An 18,797-nucleotide genomic window follows, 5' to 3' on the forward strand; every position below is an offset into this window, starting at 1 on the left:
CTGAATTACCGCTCGCCGCGGGAGTTCAGGCGTGCGATGGCCTTATCAACCTAAGGGTGTGACCGTGTCCGGGGACACGGGGGCAAATCCAACCAGCGATATCGAGAACAAGGCGGAGTACAGCAGTGATTCGATGACCGTCGTGGCGAGCTACAGCGGCGGCAAGAGCGTGCCGGCGAGCGACCCGAACCTCGGTCCGGTGCAGCCGGCGCATGTGGACTGGGCGGGCAATACCAACCTGCTGCAGAGTGGCGCCAGCAGCCTGGCGGCCACCGCGGCAGGCAATGCGCAGAAGTCGATCGACGGCAGTGCTGCTGGCGTGACCAAGAGCGCCATCGCGCCGGGCACGGTGACCATCACCGACAGCGCAGGCCAGCAGGCCAACACTGGCAAGAGTGCCGATGAGACCGTTGCGGCGCTGAACCGAGACACGGCCAGCGCCAACCAGAACATTGACAAGATCTTTGATGCGCAAAAGGTGAAGGATCAGCGGGAGCTGAATCAACTAAAGAGTCAGGTAGCGCAGCAGTTGGCACCGATGGTCTACCAGCAAGTTGGCGATGTGCTCGTGGGAGCGGCCCCGGAGACCAAGGCCGCAGTGCATGCCCTGGTTGGCGGATTGCTGTCAGAGGCGCTGGGCGGCAGCTTTGCGGCAGGTGCGGCGGGGGGAGCTGCGGCGTCGCTGGCGATGGAGGCGTTCGGGCAGGCGCTGCTCGATCAGAAGGACCTGAGTGACAGTGATCGCAAGGCGCTGGTGCAGCTTGCTGGCGCCATCGTGGGTGGTGCGGCAGGTGCTGCGGCGGGTGGGTCGTTGTCGGATGCGGCTGCGGGTGTCACAGTTGGGAAGGTGGCGACGGAGAGCAATTACCTGAACCACATCCAGAAACGGGATCGCGCCGAGGCCCTCGCCGCCTGCAAGGACGAGGCTTGCAGAAAGCAGGTGCAGGCTGAGTATGCGGCGGAGTGGGAGAAAAATCGGGCTAGCGTGGAAAATTGTTCGAGCCAGTCCGAATGCCTTTCCATCGCCCAATCGTTGCGGACGGAACAGCAGGAGCAAGGTCAGCGCATCGCGGAGCTGCAAGCCAAGGGACCAATCAACTGGACGGACGCGGAAAAGCTGGAATACGCGGATCTGCGTTTGGGCGATACCAGCCTGAACCAGATGCGCAGTATCGCCTTAGGTAACGCGGCCAAGCTAACTGGAGGCAATGTACTCAGCAAGCAGGAAACGGCCAATCTTCTGGCAGACGTTGGGATTGGGGCGGCGTCCGGCTTTGGTGGAGCAATTGGCCCCAAAGGACTAACCTATGAGGCAGCTCCATACCATGGCTCCACCGACAATTCTGTCAAAAGCCGCGGCCCGACCAACGGACAAACCGCTCTGGAAAACTCAGTCCAGGTGAAGGACACATCACCGCGGCGTGTTAGCGTTGATCCGGAAACCGGAGACTTTGTGGTGTTCGATCGAACTCTCGGTGATGTGTATCATGGCCATGTCCGACCATGGAGCGATCTCACTACCGACATGCAGAATGCTTTGGTAAGGGCTGGTTACGTAGATCGGAAGGGAAATCTGAAATGACAATGCGATACCGAGATCCTGTGAGGATTCCAAAGGCCGAAATCGACCATATGCTAGCGTCCCGCATTCCGGAGACAATGGCAGATGCGTGCCTAAGCATTGCGTATTTTGAGGATGACTGGGAGTGGGTATTGACGAGATTGTGTGGTGTCGCCTTTGACCTCAATCACCCAGTTTCGCTGCGGAATCTGGCTGTAACGTGCGTCGGACATTTGGTGCGGAGAAATCACGCCGTTGATGTTGCAATGGTAGAGCAGCTTCTCTCGCGACTGGCGGGGGATACTGCAGTTGCTGGCGCAGCATCTGACGCCCTGGATGATCTTCATATGTTTGGTGTTCTCAAAGCCAGAAATGACAACTGATAGCAATGTCTCGCTTATCAGAGCGGTTCAGTTCAGCTTTCCGTAGCACGATGCAGCTTTTTCAGCGCGTTCTTGCCCATCGGTGCTTTCAAGGGTTTGTCGCAGTAAGGACGTGAAGAGGCTGCTGGGGGCTCTGTAGCAATACGCCTCCAGTAGAATGGCCGGTTTCGAACTCAGCATGGGTGGGCAGCGGTCATGAACCTGGAGATTGCGAAGGTATTGAAGCGCCTGCACTACCCATTGGATCTGATGCTAACCTGCGTGCGCTGGTATGTTGCCTATCCGCTGAGCCTGTGCCATCTCGAGCAAATGATGGCCGAGCGCGGTGTCTCGGTCGATCACTCGACCGTCCACCGCTGGGCGCTCAAGCGACTACCGGCACTGCACAAGGTATTTCGTCGTTGCAAGCGCCCTGTGGGAAAGAGCTGGCGTATGGACGAGACCTACATCCTGGTGCGTGGCCAGTGGAAGTACCTGTACCGGGCTGTTGACAACGCGGGCAATACCATCGACTTCCTTTTGCGCGCCCAGCGCGACAAGGCTGCGGCACGGCGCCTTTTTTGAGAGGGCTATCGAACACAACGGTCAGCCTGATTCGGTGACCATCGACGGCAGCCCGGCCAACCTCGCGGCCCTGCGCGATATCAACGCCGAACGATAAGCTCCCGTTGCCATTCACGCGCTTCCTGCTGGGCAGGCATCGAGCTTATGCATATGATTGCCAAGGGCCAGATGCAATGCCACGAAGGGGAGCAATCCGTCCGCGGCAGAGCAGTTCCATTCGCCGGCGGCATAAGGCTATCGGACCTCCGGGGCTCGTCACGTCCTCGCTCGCTTACTGCGACAGAACCGACAAGGGATTCATTTGAGAGGGGAGCAACCCCGCCGCCGGCCGGCCTTTCAGCAACCTGCCAGGCGCCCACACGCACGGCCGAACGCTGCCTGCCGGCCCCTATAGTATCCTCGCAGGTTCCCCGACCCGTACCACGAGATTGATGCACCACACCGACGACGCCCTCCCCGGGCACGAATCCACCGCCATCCACGAACCCCGCCTCTGGCGCGACAAGGGCTGGACCGCCCGCGTCATCAAGAACGAGGACGGCGACGGCTGGGCAGTCGAAATGATCCGGGACGGCAGCGCCGAGCCCGCGCTGGTCGGTCCCTGGACCATGGGGCGGAACAAGGTCGATCCCAAGCCGCTGGATGCCACCGCGCACCAGACGCTGGTGAAGACGGCTTCAGAGGTTATCCGGCGGCATGAGCAGCAATTGCATGCGCAGCTCAACAAGCAGGTCAGTATCGAGTCTGAATCCGGCACTGTGATTGTGAAGCTCGTCATTACGCCGGATGAATTCGAGCCCTTTGGCACGCTCACTGCTGAAGATCCCTTCGGCGATGCGCTGGCGACTGTGAAGGTGCGGCCCGACTTTCGGCTGACGCGGGACAGTGCAGAGCGCTGGGCTGCTGGTGGGTTCGACAGGATTCGCTAGGCAACTGCCTGACAGCGAAGCGCCGGAAGATTGCGAATCGTCTGATCGCCACAGACGACAGAGATGGGAACACTAGAGCCATCACCGAGACAACGGTGATCGGGCGTACCAACCCGGATCGTGTTACGGACGGCCGTATCATGCGGCCAAGTTCGCGCGTCCACGTCTCCTCAGTTTATGGCGGGCCGGGCGGGGCAGCCGCAAGGCTGGCCGGATTACTCCGTTGACGACCGGTTTGGTACCCCCGCTGTCTGGCCCGCCACCCTTCATTTGTATCCATCAGGCGGGTCTTCCCAACTTTGATAGGAGCTCGCAATGCAGGAACAAACCGCGTCGAAACAACAAACCGTGTTGGCCGCTATTCCGGAAGAATTTCGGGAATCGATGGATTGCATCAGTGCTGGACTGGACAGGGTGCTGGTGCTGTTGGAAGTGGAAAGCGAATGTTCGGATGCTTGCTTTGGTATCCGGTGCCTGGTGGAGATGATTAAGGCGAAGTTTGATCGGACGGCGGCGGAGATTTGTCCGGTGGAGTGAGTGGGGATGCTGATGTGGCCGGGGGTGTTGCTCTGGCGGGATGGGATAACCGCAGCTTCGGCTGCGGTTATTTTTTGGGGGCTGGTACAGAGTTGGTTGGTCTGCCGCGCAGACTGACGCATATCGGCCAGCAGCAGCCTGTCGGGGAAGTCTAGCTCCAGTCCCGCATGTCCGTAGGTGTACCTTGTGGTGTGCGCGTCCATGGGCTGCACCTTACCGTTACCGGCGACCGCCGTCTATGAGCCGAACTACGAGGCGTGTCCCAAGTCTACGCGGTACCGGATCTGGCTGAAGGACGAGCCAGCGTTTGCCATCGCCGGGCTGTGGAGGGATTGGCCGGACGGAGGGATCTCTTTCACCATGCTGACGGTGAATGCTGACCAGCATCCGCTGATGCGGCGCATGCACGCACCTGGCAAAGAGAAACGGTCGGTTGTCATTGTGCCGCGGTCACGGTGGGATGACTGGCTCACGTGCCGGGAACCAGAGGTGGCCCGGAGCTTCATGAGCCTATGTCCGTCCGAGTTGATGGAAACCGAGCCGGCGCCCAGAGCGTCTACAGCGAAAAGCTGAACGGACGTCGCAACAACGAACCCGGCTAAGTGTTCCATGCCAAAGCGCAGCACACGCGTCCTCACACTGGAAGAGGTGCAGCCGATGCTGGCGAAGCGCAGCGCGGTGTTGCCACGCGACGGACAATGGCACTACGAAATCAAGCACAAATACGCACCTCGGTCCGTTGCTTTTCCACAAACGCATTCGCCACGTGGTGGCCGTTGCGTTTGACGAGAAGGGGTGCTGCGATTGAGCCAGTTGAAATTCTCACGACTATCGATGGGCCGCTTGGATTCGCCGTAGACTAGACCATGGCTGCCTACCACAGTCTTTGGTTCGCGACTGTGCTCCGGCAAATCCTAAGGATCACAGTCAAAACACAGCCAAAATAGTGCCATATTGAGTCCAGAGTGGGGAAACGATATCGATCCCCTTCAGCCTCTATCTTTGACAACTGCCCTACTTCACCTGAACGGACAACAAAACATGCCAAGAAACATGGTGAAAAACTGTTTAGGCAGACTTGCTGTGCTCGGCAGCGTGCATCGCGAGGTAGGCGTTGAGGTTTTCGTCACTTATACCTAAGGTGCGCAAGATTTCAGCCATGAAGCTGACCGGGGCGGTACCGGGAGCTGTGACGACATGCTGATCGGCAACTGCATAAGGGACATCCTGATAGTAAGCGGCTCCACCATAATTCAGTTCCGACAGGTTTTCTGCCGAATTGGACGTATGACGGAGGTTATCGAGCACGCCCGATTGCGCCAACACACGAGTACCGTCGCAAATGCCAGCGACGACGATGTTTCTTTCATGGGCAGCGGCAACTAGCGCTGCGATATTTGGGGCCAGATCGGTTTGCCAGATAGTACCTCCACATACGATTAGCAGGTCAAGCTCATCGAGTAGGATGGTTTCGAGCGCCAAGTGCGGGGTGACAATCATGCCTCCGGAGGAGATGACTGGAGCGCCATCGGGGGTGGCGAAGCGCGTATCGAAGCCGTAATAGGCACGACCAGCGGAATTTATCAGGGCGGTTTCCCAATCGGAAAAATTTTCGGTGAGAATAGTAATGGCACGTGTCATTGGAGTGTCCTTCTTTATGTTGTTGATGAATGTCTGAGGAATTTTCCTTTCCACAGGAAACCAAAGAGTACTAGACACTACTGTCAGTTTTTGTCAGTAGTGTTTGACTCCTGTGGAGGGATGTCCTTAATTTCACGCTGCTCTTTGAGAAGAACTTGCTGGCGACGTGGATAGCTTTGGGGCTCAATCCTGTCGACAGGCAGCAAAGGCGCGCCACCTCGCCCTCCTCGGGGCTGGTCGCGTTTCGGAAGAGCAACGCCCAGCCTATCGCAACACTGAAGGAGCTACTCTTAAAAGCAAGATGGTTACCGCATGCTGGCGGCGACGGCGCCCGTGGCACTGAAGACGCGCGGCGGCGTCGACGCGACTGCATGGTTTGCTGAACTTGGTGCTGCGCTCGCCGCGTTGCCACCGGGCGCACACATCCTGGACGGCGAGATCGTCGTGCAGGATGAGATCGGCCGGTCTGACTTCAACCGGCTGCATGCGCGAGCGTTGCGGCGGTGCTGGTATGCCGGCGCCGATCCCGTCCTCTACTGCGTCTTTGATCTGCTGGTCCACGGTGGCCGCGACATACGCGCGCTGCCAATCGAAGAGAGAAAAGCGCGCCTCTGCGCCCTTCTCACCGGCGTAGAGAATGGCCTTCTATTCGTGGACAGCGTGCAGGATGGCGGTTGGCTCTGGCAGGCCGTGGTCGGGCTGAAGCTGGAAGGCGTAGTGGCGAAGGCTGTGGGCAGTGCCTATGTTGCTGGGGAATCGGGGGCGTGGCTCAAGATCAAGCGCCCGGGTGCCATAGCTCCGGGGCGCTTTCATCGCGCCATTTGATGCGGCCTGAGCGGGCAGATCCTGAAAGCGGCCGCCGGGCAGGCCTGCAGGCCGACGCGGCCGAGACGTTGAAAGCATCTCTTGCTGAACTTAGGGATCATGAATAAAAAAGGTTCATCGCCGATCTGCGGGGCAAGTCCGGAAGTCTCAGAACGGCCAGAAGCGGTCTTCGGCCCGCCTGTTTGTGCAGACAATCTAGCGTCGCTTACACCCAGACAGCAGTCATTCGCGCGCCGTATGTGTGCCTCGCCTCATCGGCCAAAGCTGTCGATGTGCAGTTGGCCTTGAGGTTGCGTAGGAGTGTCCGCTTTGCAGAGCGCCGAACTGCTGCTCTCGACCGTTGCCGTCACTCACACCGGCCGAAAGCGGACGGTCCCGTCGATGCGACTTCAAGTATTTTCTACAACATCAACACTGGACGTAACCGGCGCCATGCGAGCGGCGTGCCGCTTGCATGGCCTCCGTGTTGACGGAAATGTTAGATACCATTAACGGGAATGAGTATGGGGCGGTCTGGGGGCTATTCGTTACCGATCTCGCCAACCGCTCATCACGCCCACTTCTTCCCTAGCTCCTCCAGACCAGCCTTTTGCAGATCCTCCTGGCTCATCACAATGCGGAACTTGCAGTTGGCCTGGAAGTTGAGAAAGAAGGGCTCCGCAAAAGCAGGAACGTCGGATGGATTTTCGACGTTGATCAGGAAGACCCCGCAGCGCATTCCGTCTTGCTCAGTAAAGTACACCGCTTCCGGTTTGATCGCTTCTAGGATACGCCCAATGATCTCGCCCGCCTTCCCGCCTCTGACGAGGGAGTTGAAAGGCTCATGAGGGATTTCGACTGTGAGTAGCATCTTCATAATTCACTTTCCCTTTCATCGTTGCTGCGCCGTGGCCAGACTTTAGCCTCAGGCGCTCGAACCGCCTAACGTCGTCGCTCAGCGGCCCGTCGATCACGGCGGGTGGGCAAACCGACGCCGTGGCTGGCCGGGGCGCCGATACTACAAGATAGCACCGGCCACAGAGAAAGCTAGTTGTCGGCCCATCCCGCTCGCGGGCGAGGCTGAGCGTGATGGCGTCACGAGACGGCCACACACCGCGAAAGCGAGAGAGCCCGACAAAATGCGAGTCAGCCCGAGAGGCCATAACAAAGCAGTGACTGGTTGGCTGTCGGCGTGTGCATCTGATAGTGCCGTCGGATGACACTGCTGTACTTTGAGTTGTGCAGAGAAAGCTCAACTGTCCGTCGGCATGACCATGTGAATGACTGCTCCAACGGCCGTACCCAGCCTGATGATGGTGTTACTTAGTCCTTAGCGGACCGTCGCCAGAACTGGATCGCCCCCCCCAACTGTCCGCTTTGGCCGACCAACTGCCAGAGCGAATGTGGGCGCGGATGACCGTTGGATCCTGCGGATTCAACCGGTCAGCATTACTGCCTGACGAGAAGTCCTAAAGAGGATTCCGAATCCTCCGATCGCTGGGCAGGACAGAAGCTGGCTCACTAGAGCGAGCGTCTGACGCTGCCCATGCATGAATAGCCTTGAGAGAGGCTGCTGCTCGTGCAGGATCAAGGACCCGCAGCTTCGGCTGCGGTTCTTCTTTCTGGGTATTTCGGCACAACGCTGGTCTGTTTCCACTGAGACTGACGCTTCCGAGCGACCGATAAAGGGGTGTTCCCCCCAACCACAGCTTGCATTCCCGCTCCCCCACTCCCCGACCCTACCTCGCATAGGGAGCCATCAAGGCTTCGGTCCGCATCGCTGCCAGCATCCATCTTCACCAGCCTGCCCCCGTGGCACCATAGATCGTCGTCTTCTGGATCTATCAGCGCTTCCCGCACTTGAGCTAGGCTGGCCTGTCCACCCCATGATTCCGGGAGGGCACCGCATGCGGAACCAAGGACAAGCACAAGGGAAGAGACACCGGAAAATGAGAACGACAACAATGATGCGATCCATCAGATGCGCCCTGACACTGACCCTTGCGGCGGGCAGCGTCGCAGGGACGTCGATCTGCGCTGCCGTGGAGAATGCGGCCGCGAATGCAGACGCGATTTATCTCAACGGCAAGGTACTGACGGTGGACGCCAGCAACCGCACCGCGGAAGCGGTAGCCGTACGCAACGGCCGCATCCAGGCGGTAGGACACAGCAGCGACATCGAGGCACTGGCCGGGCCGGGCACCAGGGTGGTCGATCTCAAAGGGAAGACCCTGATTCCCGGCTTCGTCGATGCGCACAGCCATTTCCTGGCGACCGGTGCCGCGGAGGCGTTCTCCGTCGACCTGAGCAGCGCTCCCGTGGGCACGGTCAAGAACATCGACGAGATCGTCGCGCGCCTGAAGCGCAAGGCCGAAAGCACGCCCAAGGGAGAATGGATTCTTGGCCACGGCTATGACGACACCCTGGTCACGGAGAAACGGCACCCGACCCGAGCCGACCTGGACCGGGTATCCATCGATCATCCGATCTTCATTCGCCACGTCTCGGGTCACTTTGCCGTTGCCAACAGCAAGGCCCTGGAACTGGCGCAGATCACCAGGGACACCCCGAATCCGCAGGGCGGAGAATTCCGGCGCGATGCCGCCACGGGCGAACTGAATGGCGTACTGGAGGAGACCACCGCGCTGGCGCCGGTGGCGGCTAGGATACCGACGCTGAGCCGAGAGAAGAATCTCGAGGCGATCCGCAAGGCCACCGACATCTACACGGCCAAAGGCGTGACGACAGCGCAAGACGGCGCCTTCGGGAATCCCAGGCTGCTGGGCATGGTGCAGGAAGCGGCGGCGCAGGGGCAATTGCCGATCCGCCTGGTACTCTGGCCCACCGCTCCTGTCGCGAAGGCGCTGATCGACGGCAAGGCCGAGTTCCGCTCGCCGGATCCGCAATTGCTCAGGATCGGTGCCACCAAACTTTTCGATGACGGCTCGATCCAGGGGTATACCGGCTACCTGAGCCAGCCATACCACGTGCACGCGCCCGGCAAGGACCACGCCTATCACGGCTACCCCACCATGCCGCGCGACCAGCTTGCTGCGCTGGTGCTGGAACAACACAAGGCCGGTCGGCAGATCGCCATCCACGGCAACGGCGATGCCGCCATCGACGACATCCTGTTCGCTTTCAGCGAAGCGCAGAAGGCCTTCCCCCGTGCCGATGCGCGCCACATCATCGTGCACGCGCAGACGGCGCGCGACGATCAGCTCGACAGGATGAAGGCACTGGGCGTGATCCCGTCCTTCTTTGTCCTGCATACCTACTACTGGGGTGACCGGCACCGCGACGTCTTCCTCGGGCCGCAGCGCGCCCTGCGCATCAGCCCGGCGGAATCCGCGCTCAAGCGGGGGGTGCGGTTCACCATCCACACCGACACACCTGTGGTGCCGATGGATCCGCTGCGCCTGATGTGGTCGGCGGCCAACCGGATTTCGAGCAGCGGCAAGGTGATCGGAGCGGCGGAACGCATCAGTCCGACCCAGGCGCTGCGCGCGGTCACCATCGACGCCGCGTGGCAGGCATTCGAGGAGAACAGCCGTGGCTCGATCGAGCCGGGCAAGCTCGCGGACTTCGCCATCCTGTCAGCCAGCCCGCTGGAGGATCCGGCACGGATCAAGGACATCCAGGTGCTCGAGACCATCGTGGGAGGGAAGACCATCTATTCACGGTGAGGGGAATGGCCCGGTCCATGCTCCTGCTGCCCGGCAGGGTACCTGGAACAAAGGCCCGGCCTGCTTCCTCCTCCCGCGCTCAATAGCTTCTGCCGATTTGCTGGCCGAAGGTCACGGACGATTTCTCCGATCATTTGAGCCAGGGTGGTTGCCGCCGTCTGCACGGCCTGCGCCGCGGGTGACAAACGCCCCGGCGCAAAGCACGTCGTTCGAGCCAGCCCGGACCAGCACCAGTTGATTGGACCCTTCCGGCCAGGAAGAGTCAGCCGGCGCCCTCGCTCAGCCGGCCGGAGTCGGCTTGAAGCGTCATTCACTCATACCGTCGGTCGGCGTTCAGACGTCGGCTGTGGCCCCGGTTTCGGTCATAGGCCAGAGCCGATCAAACGGCCACTCAACTGTTGGATTCGTTCAGGAAGGCGGTCACTCACTCGCACAGTCTCCAAATGCGCAGAACGTAAGCCTTCTGCGTGGAAGCCGCCAACTTATGGGCGCTGGATGACGGGGCCCACACGCATCGCTTGCGCACTACAATGCTCCTGTACAGGCGGCGTCCTGAGGGAGTCTCCAGATGACCGACAGCAGCGTGAAATCCAATCTTCGCAATACGTGGGAGTCGGCAGCTCCCGGCTGGGCGATGTGGGAGCATGTGTTCGCAACCACTCTTTCGGGCGCCACGGACACGCTCATGGATATGGCCGGTATCCGGCCGGGCATGCGCGTTCTCGATCTTGCCTGCGGTGCCGGCAGCCAGAGCATCCAGGCGGCGATGCGAGTGGGTGCCGGCGGCGAAGTGGTCGCCAGTGATATATCGGGCACCATGCTGGAGCATGTCCGCCAAAATGCCGCTCGTGCCGGTCTTCAGAATATCGAAACGCTGGAATGCGCAGCAGACGAATTGGACGAGACACTGGCGCCGTTCGACGCGGCGATGTGCCGATTGGGATTAATGCTTTTCCCGTCACCTGGCGAGGCATTGGAAGCTGTCCGACGCGCACTCAAGCCTGGCGCGCGTTTCGCGGCGCTGGTCTTCACGACGCCGGCCAACAATCCCTTTATGGCCCAGCCAATGGCGATCCTTCTACGCCACGCGGGCAAGTCTCCTCCCGCGCCCGGACAACCTGGAATCTTCGCACTGGGAGGCGATGGCGTGATGGAACGCCTGATGAACGACAGCGGTCTTGGCGATGTGAAAACACAGCATGTTCGAGTGCAGCTCGTCTTGCCGAGCGCGTCCGATGCTCTGCAACTGATGCAGGAAGCCGCCGGGGCATACCGGGCTGTGGTAGCGGACCTCGACGTCACGGCGAGATTGAGCGCCTGGAACGAGGTTTATGAATGCCTAAAGCAGTTCGACGTCGGTGAAGGCTTCAAGACCGAGCTTGAACTCATCATCGGGTCAGGCGCCAAGCCAAGATAGTTTTCGCCCGTTGGAGACTGAAGGTCGCCTACGGGCCTAATCGCGTCGCCTCATGCGCGACACGGTACGACAGGAACGGGACCGTAAGAGTCCACCAGCTCGCGACTGACCGAAATCGCCTGCCCTCCCGATACGGACGTTCATGGTTAGTCGGCGTACGTCCGAATTGCGCTGCGGATTCAACAGGCCGATGCAGATCGGGAGAAAGCTTGAGTCCTGTCCGCGCGACCGAGTTTGCAGGTGTGAGCGAATGACGGCTCAACAACGATGGACGGCCGTTCCAGACACGAAGACTTGATTGACGGCGAAGGGTCGAAAAGCGACGACCGGCTCGCGACTGACAGAGGTCGTCTACGATTTCTATCGGCTCTCCATGCCCCACATCTGCAATATCAAGGGTGCCAGGTCGACGGCCTTTCAATTTGCATGACTGGCCGTTGGCTTCCTGCCATGGCATACGAAAGTTTGTTCGCCGCGTCGACGACTGTCTGTGCCAGCTCCAGCAATCGCTCTTCGCTTAGCCGGGAAGTCGGTCCCGAAATGCACATGGAGCCCAGCAGCCGCCAGTGCAATCCGAACACCGGTGCCGACACGCTCGAGACTTCAGCCTCGCGCTCGCCGAGCGACAGATGAAATCCACGGCGGCGGATCATTTCATAAAGCTCGCCCGGCTCACCTGAGAACGCCAGGATGACGCGGCCTGGCGAACCGCTGTCCAGCGGCAGGGCCGCCCCGATCCTGACGTGATGCCGGATGGCCTGCGGTCCTTCGACCCGGACGAGGCAGGTTCGCTGTTGTCCCTCCCGGACGTAGAACGAAGCGCTTTCGCCGGTCTTGATCGTCAGCTCCCGCAGCACCGGCTCCACCACTTCCTGAACATTGAAGGTTGCCTGGTAGCACGCGCCCAGCCACCCTGCTGCGCGGCCGAGCCGCCAGCTGCCGTCTTCCTTCTGCACCAGATAGTTGTCCGCCGCCAGCGTGCGCGCCAGCCGCAGCACGGTGGTCTTGTGGATGCCGGTCCGCCGGCTCAGTTCGGCAAGTGAGAGCTGGGGGTCGTTCACCCCGAACGCCTCTAGTACGCGCAGGGCGCGGGTGACCGCTATGACGCCCCCCGCGCCTTCGTCGCCTTTTGAAGAGCCCCTTGGATCACTATTCGCAGTCATAGAACGAAACGAGGTGCACTGTATGAAACGGCATTGTATGCCGTGAAACGGTCGATCACAATCCGAATCACAACGAAACCGAGATTCGGAGACAGTCAATGAAGGCAATTTCCCGTCGCTGCATATTCGTGCTTGCCGCAGGTCTGGTTCTGGCGTCGGCCACCACCCAAGCCGCGCCGCAGTACCCCACCAAGCCCATCCGGGTCATCGTGCCTTTTCCCGCCGGCGGGGGCACGGACATCATCGCGCGAGAAGTAACTAATACGGTTGCCAAGTCGACCGGCTGGGTCTTTGTGGTGGAGAACAAGCCAGGGTCCGGTGGCAACCTCGGGGTAGACGCGGCAGCCAAGGCGCCGGCCGATGGCTACACCATTGTCATGGGGCAGACCAGCAACCTCGCCATCAATCCCTCGCTGTATGAACGGTTGCCATATGACCCACTCAAGGATCTGGCACCCATCAGCCTGGTGGCATCCGCGCCGCTCGTGCTGGTGACCCATGTCAATTCGCCTTACAAGACGCTGAAGGACGTGATCCAGGCGGGCAAGGCAAAGCCCGGCGCCATCAACTTCGCCTCGCCGGGCAACGGAACGGTGGCACACCTTGGCGGCGAGCTGCTTCAAACGACCGCGAAGGTGAAGTTCACCCATGTCCCTTACAAGGGCGCAGCGCAGGCGGTCAACGACCTGATGGGCGGACAAGTCGATCTCTACATGGCCTCGGTGCCTACGTTGCTCGGGCATATCAAGAACAACCGGATGCGGCCGCTCGCGGTGACGTCCCCCAAGCGTTTGCAGGACCTGCTTCAGGTGCCGACCGTGGCCGAGTTGGGCTATCCCGGCTTTGATACCGCGACCTGGTTCGGCTTCGTCGCGCCTGCCGCGACACCGAAGGACATCGTGGTGCGCCTGAATACCGAGTTCAACAAGGCGCTCAAGTCTCCGGCGCTCGCCACCAAGCTGGACGAGCAAGGTGCATCGGTGCTGGCTGGCACGCCTGAGGCGTTCAGTGCGCTGATCAAGCAGGACATCGGACGCTGGGCATCGGTCATCAAGGCCTCCGGCACGAAGCTGGATTGACGCCCTTATCTACCCATCTATTTCATATTGCTGGAGTCCATCATGACCTTGCCCAACATCATCAAATCGTTTGAGCGCGTGCCCGCCGAGATCGTGGCGCGGGCTGCCAAGTTCCAACCGGCGATCCTCTCCGATGTCGGCGGACGCCGCGGTGCGTTGCATGGCCGGATCAGGGCCTTGCGCCCGACCATGAAAGTCGCCGGGCCCGCCTTCACTGTCGAGGTTCGCCCCGGTGATAATCTGATGATCCATGCAGCACTGGCGCTGGCGCAGCCGGGCGATGTTCTGGTCGTCGACGGCAAAGGGGACCAGACCTCTGCGCTGATGGGAACGATCATGATGCATGCCGCTCGCCAGCGCGGCCTTGCTGGTGTCGTCATCGACGGCGCGGTCCGCGACAGCCTCGAGCTGGAGGAAATGCAGTTCCCGGTCTTTTCGGTGGGCACGAACCCTAACGGCCCCACCAAGGAAGTTGGCGGGCGCATTGGACACCCCATTTCTGTTGGCGGCGTCACGGTGAACCCTGGCGACTACATCTGCGGCGATGCCGATGGCCTGGTCGTGGTGGAGCGCGAGAAGATCGAAGCCTTGCTCGATGCCGCGGCAAAGAAGGAAGACGCGGAAGCCCAGCGCATTGCCCAGATCAGGGAAGGCAATACCACCGCGCCCTGGCTGCTGGCATCGCTGGTGACGGCGGGCGTCCTGAAACAAGGAGAGGCACTGTGACGAACAAGCAAGTCATTATCGTCACGGGTGCCGACCTCGCGCCGGAAGCCCTCGCGCTGCTGGGTGACCATGAGATCGTATTCGCCGGGAAAACGCCCCAGAGCGCCGATATTGCAGCACTGGCAAAGGAGCACAACCCGGTCGGCATTATCGTGCGCTACGGCAGCATAACCGCTGAAGTCATGGACGCAGCACCAGCCTTGAAAGTGATTTCAAAACACGGCACTGGAACTGACACCATCGATAAAGCCGCTGCGCAGGCGCGCGGCATCAAGGTGGCCGCCGCGGCCGGGGCCAATGCCGCCGCCGTGGCTGAACATGCCTGGGCGCTGATCCTTGCGTGCGCCAAAGCTGTTCCACAGCTCAACGATCGCATGCGCCAGGGTCATTGGGACAAAGCAACTTACAAGGCCGTCGAGCTGAACGGTCGCACGCTCGGTATCGTGGGGCTCGGAGAGATCGGCCGCCGCGCCGCCGTGATTGGTGTGGCGATGGGCATGCATGTCACCGCTTTCGATCCTTATGCGACGACGGTCCCGGAAGGCGTAACGCTTGTCGACCTGCCTCGGTTGTTCAGGGAATCGGACGTGGTGTCGCTGCACTGCCCGTTGACGGAAGAGAACCGTGGCATGTTGAACCGTGCAACACTGGCGACGTTCAAGGACGGCGCGATCCTCGTCAATACGGCGCGAGGCGGACTCATCGACGAGCCTGCACTGGCCGAAGCCCTGCAGAGCGGCAAACTGTATGCCGCTGGCCTGGACAGCTTTGCCGTGGAACCGATGCCCGTGCCGCATCCGTTCCGCGACATTCCCAACCTGATCCTGTCGCCGCACATCGGCGGCGTCAGCAACGCGGCGTACGTGAACATGGGCGTTGGGGCGGCGAAGAACGTCCTGGCGGAGCTGCAAGGCGTGGCTACGCCGGCCTGACCGACGCACGGCTGCATCACTAACCAGAACAGAAGTGTCGCGGGAGGACCCGACGGACAGTCAGGTCTCCCCCTCAGCACAAGGAGACAAAGGTGTTCTATCGAACAATTGGCTGCCTGGTGGCAGGAACGACGCTGCTTGTCAGCCTGTCCGCTGTGGCGGCGTACCCGGACAAACCGGTCCGCATCATCGTGCCGAACCCTCCCGGCGGCGCCGTCGACGTCGTGACGCGCAAGGTTGCACAGAAGCTCACCGTGCAGACGGGGCAGAGCTTCGTCGTGGAGAACAAGCCGGGCGCGTCCGGCACGATCGGCACGTCCCAGGTTGTAAACGCACCCGCCGATGGCTACACGCTTCTGGCGAACGACAACTCCTATACCACGCTCCCCTATGTCTTCAAGAAACTGAACTGGGACCATCAAACAGCTCTGATCCCTATCGCGCCGTTCGCATTTTCGCCGGTGGTGCTTGGCGTCAAGGCCGATTCGCGCTTCAAGGACCTGGCGTCCCTCGTCACCTATGCCAAGGCGCATCCGGGAGAGGTGACGTTTGGCACCGGCGGCCCCGGTAGTTCGCCGCATTTTGCTGCCGAAGCGTTCCAACAGGCCGCAGGTATCAAGCTGATGCATGTGCCGTACAAGGGGGCTGGTGAGGCCATGGTCGGGCTGCTGTCCGGTAGCGTGGATTTGCTGGTCGTGTCGACCCCGACCGCGCTGGCGCCGGTCAAGGGTAATCAGATGCGTCTGCTGGGCATCAGTGGAAAGACCAGGGTGGATGTGTTCCCGAGCGTCCCTACGTTCGCTGAAGCTGGTGTACCCAACTTCAGCCTGTTCAACTGGTCAGGCCTTGCCGCGCCAAAGGGCACGCCGAACGATGTCATTACACGCCTGCAATCGGAAATCCAGAAGGCGCTCCAGGCGCCCGACATGAAGACGTTCCTTGCGCAGATGGGGTCGCAGCCAGGCAACCTGGACAGCCCCGCGTTCGCGCAGCTGATTCAGCGCGAAACCGCGCAATGGGCAACGGTTGCGCAGAAGGCGCATATTGAGAAGCAATAACCAGGAGCGGCGATGTTCCTACTTCAGCAACCGGCCGTACACGATGCACAGGTGCTCACCCGGCTTCCGGAGTCGTTCCGTCGGCACGACTCCGACAACGCGTGGGCGCATGCCAATCGCGGCGGGGCGACGATCGACTCATTCCTGGAGGGGCCGGTCTGGTCCGATGGCAATCTCTGGGTGACGGACATCCCCTACGGTCGCATTTTCCGTGTTTCGATGCAGGGCGACTGGGAGCTTGTTGCCGAGTATGACGGTGAACCGAATGGCATGAAGCGCCTGGCCAGCGGTGATTTCCTGATCACCGACTATCGCAACGGCCTGGTGCGTCTGGATGCAAAGTCGGGAACCGTAACCCCGTTTCTTGAGCGTAGGAATTCGGAACGCTTCCGAGGCGTCAACGACCTGACCTTCGATTCGCAGGGCAATCTCTACTTCACCGACCAGGGCCAGACCGGCTTGCACGATCCGACGGGCCGCGTCTATCGGCTGACGCCCGACGGCAAGCTGGACGTCCTGCTGGACAACGCACCGAGCCCAAACGGTGTCGTCCTCTCGCCTGACGAGAAGGTGCTGTTCGTCGCGATGACCCGCGGCAACAGCGTATGGCGCGTGCCGTTGCAGGCCGACGGTTCAGTCAGCAAGGTCGGGCAGTTCTTTTCCTCTTACGGCCCGAGCGGCCCCGACGGTCTGGCAATGAGATCGGATGGCCATCTGCTGGTGGCGAATCCTGGACTTGGTTATGTCTGGGTGCTCAACCATCGCGCCGAGCCTGTGGAGGTGATTCGTAGCCCCGGAGGCACATCGCTGACCAATCTGTGCTTTGGCGGCACCGAGGGCACCACGCTACTCATGACCGAGTCGACCACCGGGACGATCCTGTGCGCCGACATGTCGGTGGGCGGTGCACCGGTGCACGGAGGACGGCTGGCATGAACGGAGTATCGGGCGTTCTCGCCATGCCGGACGCATGCCTCCGCCAGAGCGCCACGGCCGAGCAGCAAGAACGCGGCCTCACCCACGCCGCGTGCCGCGGGACTATCGCGCCTCGGTCGATTCGCGCTCGAACTCCCGGATCACCGGGTTGCCAAGGATGGCATCCCTTCCCGCTTCGATCAGGCGATCGACGTCCTTCTCGGGCAGACGAAGTCTGGTCGGCAGATCGTTCAGACTTGCAGCACGCTCCTTGTCGAGGGCCTCAAAAGAGATCCGCGTGACGAAGAATTCGACTTCATCGCACCGCCAGCCTGGGCGGCGTGCAGCGATCTCCTGCTGCCGGGAATGCGGCATCCCGCACCGATACGCCACGAGGTCGTCGCGCCACTGCCGCATCATGGGAACGAAGGCGTCATAGCTCATTCGAACGTTGGTCGCCATTGCCGCGTCGATGGCCGCGCTGGCGACTTCGATTCCGGATGGGCCACCCTGGCTTCGGTTCCAATCGCCGCGCGGGCCCTGGCCGGCGTCAACAACGATGAAAAGCAGCCGCCGCACATTGATCGCGTCGTTCTCGCTCATGGGACCGTAAGCCGTGCCCAGCAGCAGGCGCGTTTGCAAAATGGTGGCCAGGCCGTAGTTGTCGGTCACCCCGCCGTCGACCAGCTTGATGTACTTTCCCTTCGAAGTGTCCCGGTGACCGCGAACGGCGGTTGCCAACGCGCCAAGCAGCAGCGATTGCCCAGGCCTCTGGGCGTGGTCAAGGCTCGGCAGCGGTGCACTGCAAGCCTCGGGATATTTTTGAAGGACGATCGGTGCGAAGAAGAGCGGGACCGCCATGGATGCGGCGACGGCCTCGGAAACGGGAAAGCTCGCGAGATCACTGCATAGCGCATCGAATGCCAGCTGGCTGAACGGGAATGCGACCCGGTAGTAGACGTTCGTGGCGTTGATCCAAACGATTGGCTTGCCGCGGCGGAACATGTCGGCGTACGTCGCGCCCTTGAACACGTCTTCGTCGAGCCATGTCCGGAGATCTTCCCGATCATTGAGGCCTCCCGCGAAGAGGCGCGCAAGGTTGACCGGATTCAGCAGACTGAAGCGAAGTCCCGCCTCTCCGTCCTTCAAGAGCACTGATCGAAAGGTCGACAGGCTGGCCTTGCCGTGCAGACCGTAGTACCCAGCGGTGATAGAGCCTCCCGACACGCTGCTAATGAATCCGAGGTCGTCGAGCAGGGAGGCGCCTCCCGGACCTCTCATGGCGTCGAGCCCCTGCAGAGCGCCGAAGGCGAAGGCTGCGGCTCGCGTGCCACCGCCAGAGAACGACATGGCAACGGTTGTCTGGCCGGCGACGTCGGTGGGTTCGCGCATGGCCGCGGAT

General features: G+C 61.1%; 15 protein-coding genes and 4 pseudogenes. 14 read left to right on the plus strand and 5 right to left on the minus strand.

What is annotated here, in order from left to right; genetic code table 11:
* Nucleotides 1–133: 133 nt before the first annotated feature.
* Entirely contained in the window at nucleotides 134–1,582 is a 1,449-nt protein-coding gene (locus tag ACW4E8_RS19310) for a VENN motif pre-toxin domain-containing protein (protein WP_456805997.1), read from the plus strand.
* 92 nt (nucleotides 1,583–1,674) lie between these two features.
* Here the strand turns inward: ACW4E8_RS19310 and ACW4E8_RS19315 are convergent, their stop codons facing one another.
* A complete protein-coding gene (locus ACW4E8_RS19315) occupies nucleotides 1,675–1,908 on the minus strand; it encodes a hypothetical protein (RefSeq protein ID WP_456805998.1) in 234 nt (77 codons plus the stop codon).
* Between the two features lie 231 nt (nucleotides 1,909–2,139).
* Between ACW4E8_RS19315 and ACW4E8_RS19320 the strand changes: the two are divergent.
* The 5 genes and pseudogenes from ACW4E8_RS19320 to ACW4E8_RS19340 all read left to right on the plus strand — a co-directional run.
* Nucleotides 2,140–2,602, plus strand: a pseudogene (locus tag ACW4E8_RS19320) (IS6 family transposase); the annotation flags it as partial.
* A 35-nt stretch (nucleotides 2,603–2,637) separates the two neighbouring features.
* Nucleotides 2,638–2,740 (plus strand): annotated as a pseudogene (locus ACW4E8_RS19325) (IS6 family transposase); the annotation flags it as partial.
* 199 nt (nucleotides 2,741–2,939) lie between these two features.
* Nucleotides 2,940–3,437, plus strand: a complete 498-nt coding sequence (locus tag ACW4E8_RS19330; protein ID WP_456805999.1) for a hypothetical protein — start codon at nucleotides 2,940–2,942, stop codon at nucleotides 3,435–3,437.
* 315 nt (nucleotides 3,438–3,752) lie between these two features.
* Entirely contained in the window at nucleotides 3,753–3,974 is a 222-nt protein-coding gene (locus ACW4E8_RS19335) for a hypothetical protein (RefSeq protein WP_456806000.1), read from the plus strand.
* A gap of 219 nt (nucleotides 3,975–4,193) precedes the next feature.
* Nucleotides 4,194–4,547, plus strand: a pseudogene (locus ACW4E8_RS19340) (SOS response-associated peptidase family protein); the annotation flags it as partial.
* A 495-nt stretch (nucleotides 4,548–5,042) separates the two neighbouring features.
* Here ACW4E8_RS19340 and ACW4E8_RS19345 read toward each other — a convergent pair.
* A complete protein-coding gene (locus tag ACW4E8_RS19345; protein ID WP_456806001.1) occupies nucleotides 5,043–5,615 on the minus strand; it encodes a DJ-1/PfpI family protein in 573 nt (190 codons plus the stop codon).
* Nucleotides 5,616–5,921: 306 nt separating this feature from the next.
* On the opposite strand from ACW4E8_RS19345, the pseudogene ACW4E8_RS19350 reads away from it, so the two are divergent.
* Nucleotides 5,922–6,440 (plus strand): annotated as a pseudogene (locus tag ACW4E8_RS19350) (ATP-dependent DNA ligase); the annotation flags it as partial.
* Between the two features lie 550 nt (nucleotides 6,441–6,990).
* On the opposite strand, the gene ACW4E8_RS19355 reads toward ACW4E8_RS19350, so the two are convergent.
* Nucleotides 6,991–7,296: a hypothetical protein gene (locus tag ACW4E8_RS19355; protein WP_018314260.1), complete on the minus strand. Its 306-nt coding sequence runs from the start codon at nucleotides 7,294–7,296 to the stop codon at nucleotides 6,991–6,993.
* A gap of 1,087 nt (nucleotides 7,297–8,383) precedes the next feature.
* Between ACW4E8_RS19355 and ACW4E8_RS19360 the strand changes: the two genes are divergently transcribed.
* Together ACW4E8_RS19360 and ACW4E8_RS19365 are read left to right on the plus strand one after the other, a co-directional pair.
* A complete protein-coding gene (locus ACW4E8_RS19360; RefSeq protein ID WP_456806002.1) occupies nucleotides 8,384–10,105 on the plus strand; it encodes an amidohydrolase in 1,722 nt (573 codons plus the stop codon).
* Between the two features lie 568 nt (nucleotides 10,106–10,673).
* Nucleotides 10,674–11,522 carry a class I SAM-dependent methyltransferase gene (locus ACW4E8_RS19365; protein ID WP_456806003.1) on the plus strand — a complete coding sequence of 283 codons (849 nt, stop codon included), beginning with the start codon at nucleotides 10,674–10,676 and terminating at the stop codon, nucleotides 11,520–11,522.
* A gap of 392 nt (nucleotides 11,523–11,914) precedes the next feature.
* On the opposite strand, the gene ACW4E8_RS19370 is transcribed toward ACW4E8_RS19365, so the two are convergent.
* Nucleotides 11,915–12,685 carry an IclR family transcriptional regulator gene (locus tag ACW4E8_RS19370; protein ID WP_456806004.1) on the minus strand — a complete coding sequence of 257 codons (771 nt, stop codon included), beginning with the start codon at nucleotides 12,683–12,685 and terminating at the stop codon, nucleotides 11,915–11,917.
* Nucleotides 12,686–12,783: 98 nt separating this feature from the next.
* Between ACW4E8_RS19370 and ACW4E8_RS19375 the strand changes: the two genes are divergently transcribed.
* The 5 genes from ACW4E8_RS19375 to ACW4E8_RS19395 all read left to right on the plus strand — a co-directional run bounded on the left by ACW4E8_RS19375 (nucleotide 12,784) and on the right by ACW4E8_RS19395 (nucleotide 17,416).
* Nucleotides 12,784–13,764 (plus strand): Bug family tripartite tricarboxylate transporter substrate binding protein, encoded by a 981-nt coding sequence (locus ACW4E8_RS19375; RefSeq protein ID WP_456806005.1) that lies wholly within the window; start codon nucleotides 12,784–12,786, stop codon nucleotides 13,762–13,764.
* A gap of 42 nt (nucleotides 13,765–13,806) precedes the next feature.
* Nucleotides 13,807–14,490 carry an RraA family protein gene (locus ACW4E8_RS19380; RefSeq protein WP_114135760.1) on the plus strand — a complete coding sequence of 228 codons (684 nt, stop codon included), beginning with the start codon at nucleotides 13,807–13,809 and terminating at the stop codon, nucleotides 14,488–14,490.
* A complete protein-coding gene (locus ACW4E8_RS19385) occupies nucleotides 14,487–15,422 on the plus strand; it encodes a hydroxyacid dehydrogenase (RefSeq protein WP_456806006.1) in 936 nt (311 codons plus the stop codon). The genes ACW4E8_RS19380 and ACW4E8_RS19385 overlap by 4 nt, the downstream gene beginning before the upstream one ends.
* A gap of 92 nt (nucleotides 15,423–15,514) precedes the next feature.
* Nucleotides 15,515–16,480, plus strand: coding sequence for a Bug family tripartite tricarboxylate transporter substrate binding protein (locus ACW4E8_RS19390; protein WP_456806007.1), 966 nt, complete (start codon nucleotides 15,515–15,517; stop codon nucleotides 16,478–16,480).
* A gap of 12 nt (nucleotides 16,481–16,492) precedes the next feature.
* On the plus strand, nucleotides 16,493–17,416 hold the full coding sequence (locus ACW4E8_RS19395; RefSeq protein ID WP_456806008.1) for an SMP-30/gluconolactonase/LRE family protein: 924 nt from the start codon (nucleotides 16,493–16,495) through the stop codon (nucleotides 17,414–17,416).
* A 102-nt stretch (nucleotides 17,417–17,518) separates the two neighbouring features.
* On the opposite strand, the gene ACW4E8_RS19400 is transcribed toward ACW4E8_RS19395, so the two are convergent.
* A complete protein-coding gene (locus ACW4E8_RS19400; protein ID WP_456806009.1) occupies nucleotides 17,519–18,787 on the minus strand; it encodes a patatin-like phospholipase family protein in 1,269 nt (422 codons plus the stop codon).
* Nucleotides 18,788–18,797: the final 10 nt, after the last annotated feature.

It is taken from the genome of Cupriavidus sp. CP313 (assembly GCF_054072015.1).

Excerpts from the sequence above, each read along its gene's own strand:
- ACW4E8_RS19380 (WP_114135760.1), top strand. The coding sequence starts at position 13,807 with ATGACCTTGCCCAACATCATCAAATCGTTTGAGCGCGTGCCCGCCGAG.
- ACW4E8_RS19310 (WP_456805997.1), top strand. The coding sequence starts at position 134 with ATGACCGTCGTGGCGAGCTACAGCGGCGGCAAGAGCGTGCCGGCGAGC.
- ACW4E8_RS19315 (WP_456805998.1), bottom strand. The coding sequence starts at position 1,908 with ATGAAGATCATCCAGGGCGTCAGATGCTGCGCCAGCAACTGCAGTATC.
- ACW4E8_RS19355 (WP_018314260.1), bottom strand. The coding sequence starts at position 7,296 with ATGAAGATGCTACTCACAGTCGAAATCCCTCATGAGCCTTTCAACTCC.
- ACW4E8_RS19365 (WP_456806003.1), top strand. The coding sequence starts at position 10,674 with ATGACCGACAGCAGCGTGAAATCCAATCTTCGCAATACGTGGGAGTCG.
- ACW4E8_RS19335 (WP_456806000.1), top strand. The coding sequence starts at position 3,753 with ATGCAGGAACAAACCGCGTCGAAACAACAAACCGTGTTGGCCGCTATT.
- ACW4E8_RS19330 (WP_456805999.1), top strand. The coding sequence starts at position 2,940 with ATGCACCACACCGACGACGCCCTCCCCGGGCACGAATCCACCGCCATC.
- ACW4E8_RS19400 (WP_456806009.1), bottom strand. The coding sequence starts at position 18,787 with ATGCGCGAACCCACCGACGTCGCCGGCCAGACAACCGTTGCCATGTCG.
- ACW4E8_RS19370 (WP_456806004.1), bottom strand. The coding sequence starts at position 12,685 with ATGACTGCGAATAGTGATCCAAGGGGCTCTTCAAAAGGCGACGAAGGC.
- ACW4E8_RS19360 (WP_456806002.1), top strand. The coding sequence starts at position 8,384 with ATGATGCGATCCATCAGATGCGCCCTGACACTGACCCTTGCGGCGGGC.
- ACW4E8_RS19395 (WP_456806008.1), top strand. The coding sequence starts at position 16,493 with ATGTTCCTACTTCAGCAACCGGCCGTACACGATGCACAGGTGCTCACC.
- ACW4E8_RS19345 (WP_456806001.1), bottom strand. The coding sequence starts at position 5,615 with ATGACACGTGCCATTACTATTCTCACCGAAAATTTTTCCGATTGGGAA.
- ACW4E8_RS19375 (WP_456806005.1), top strand. The coding sequence starts at position 12,784 with ATGAAGGCAATTTCCCGTCGCTGCATATTCGTGCTTGCCGCAGGTCTG.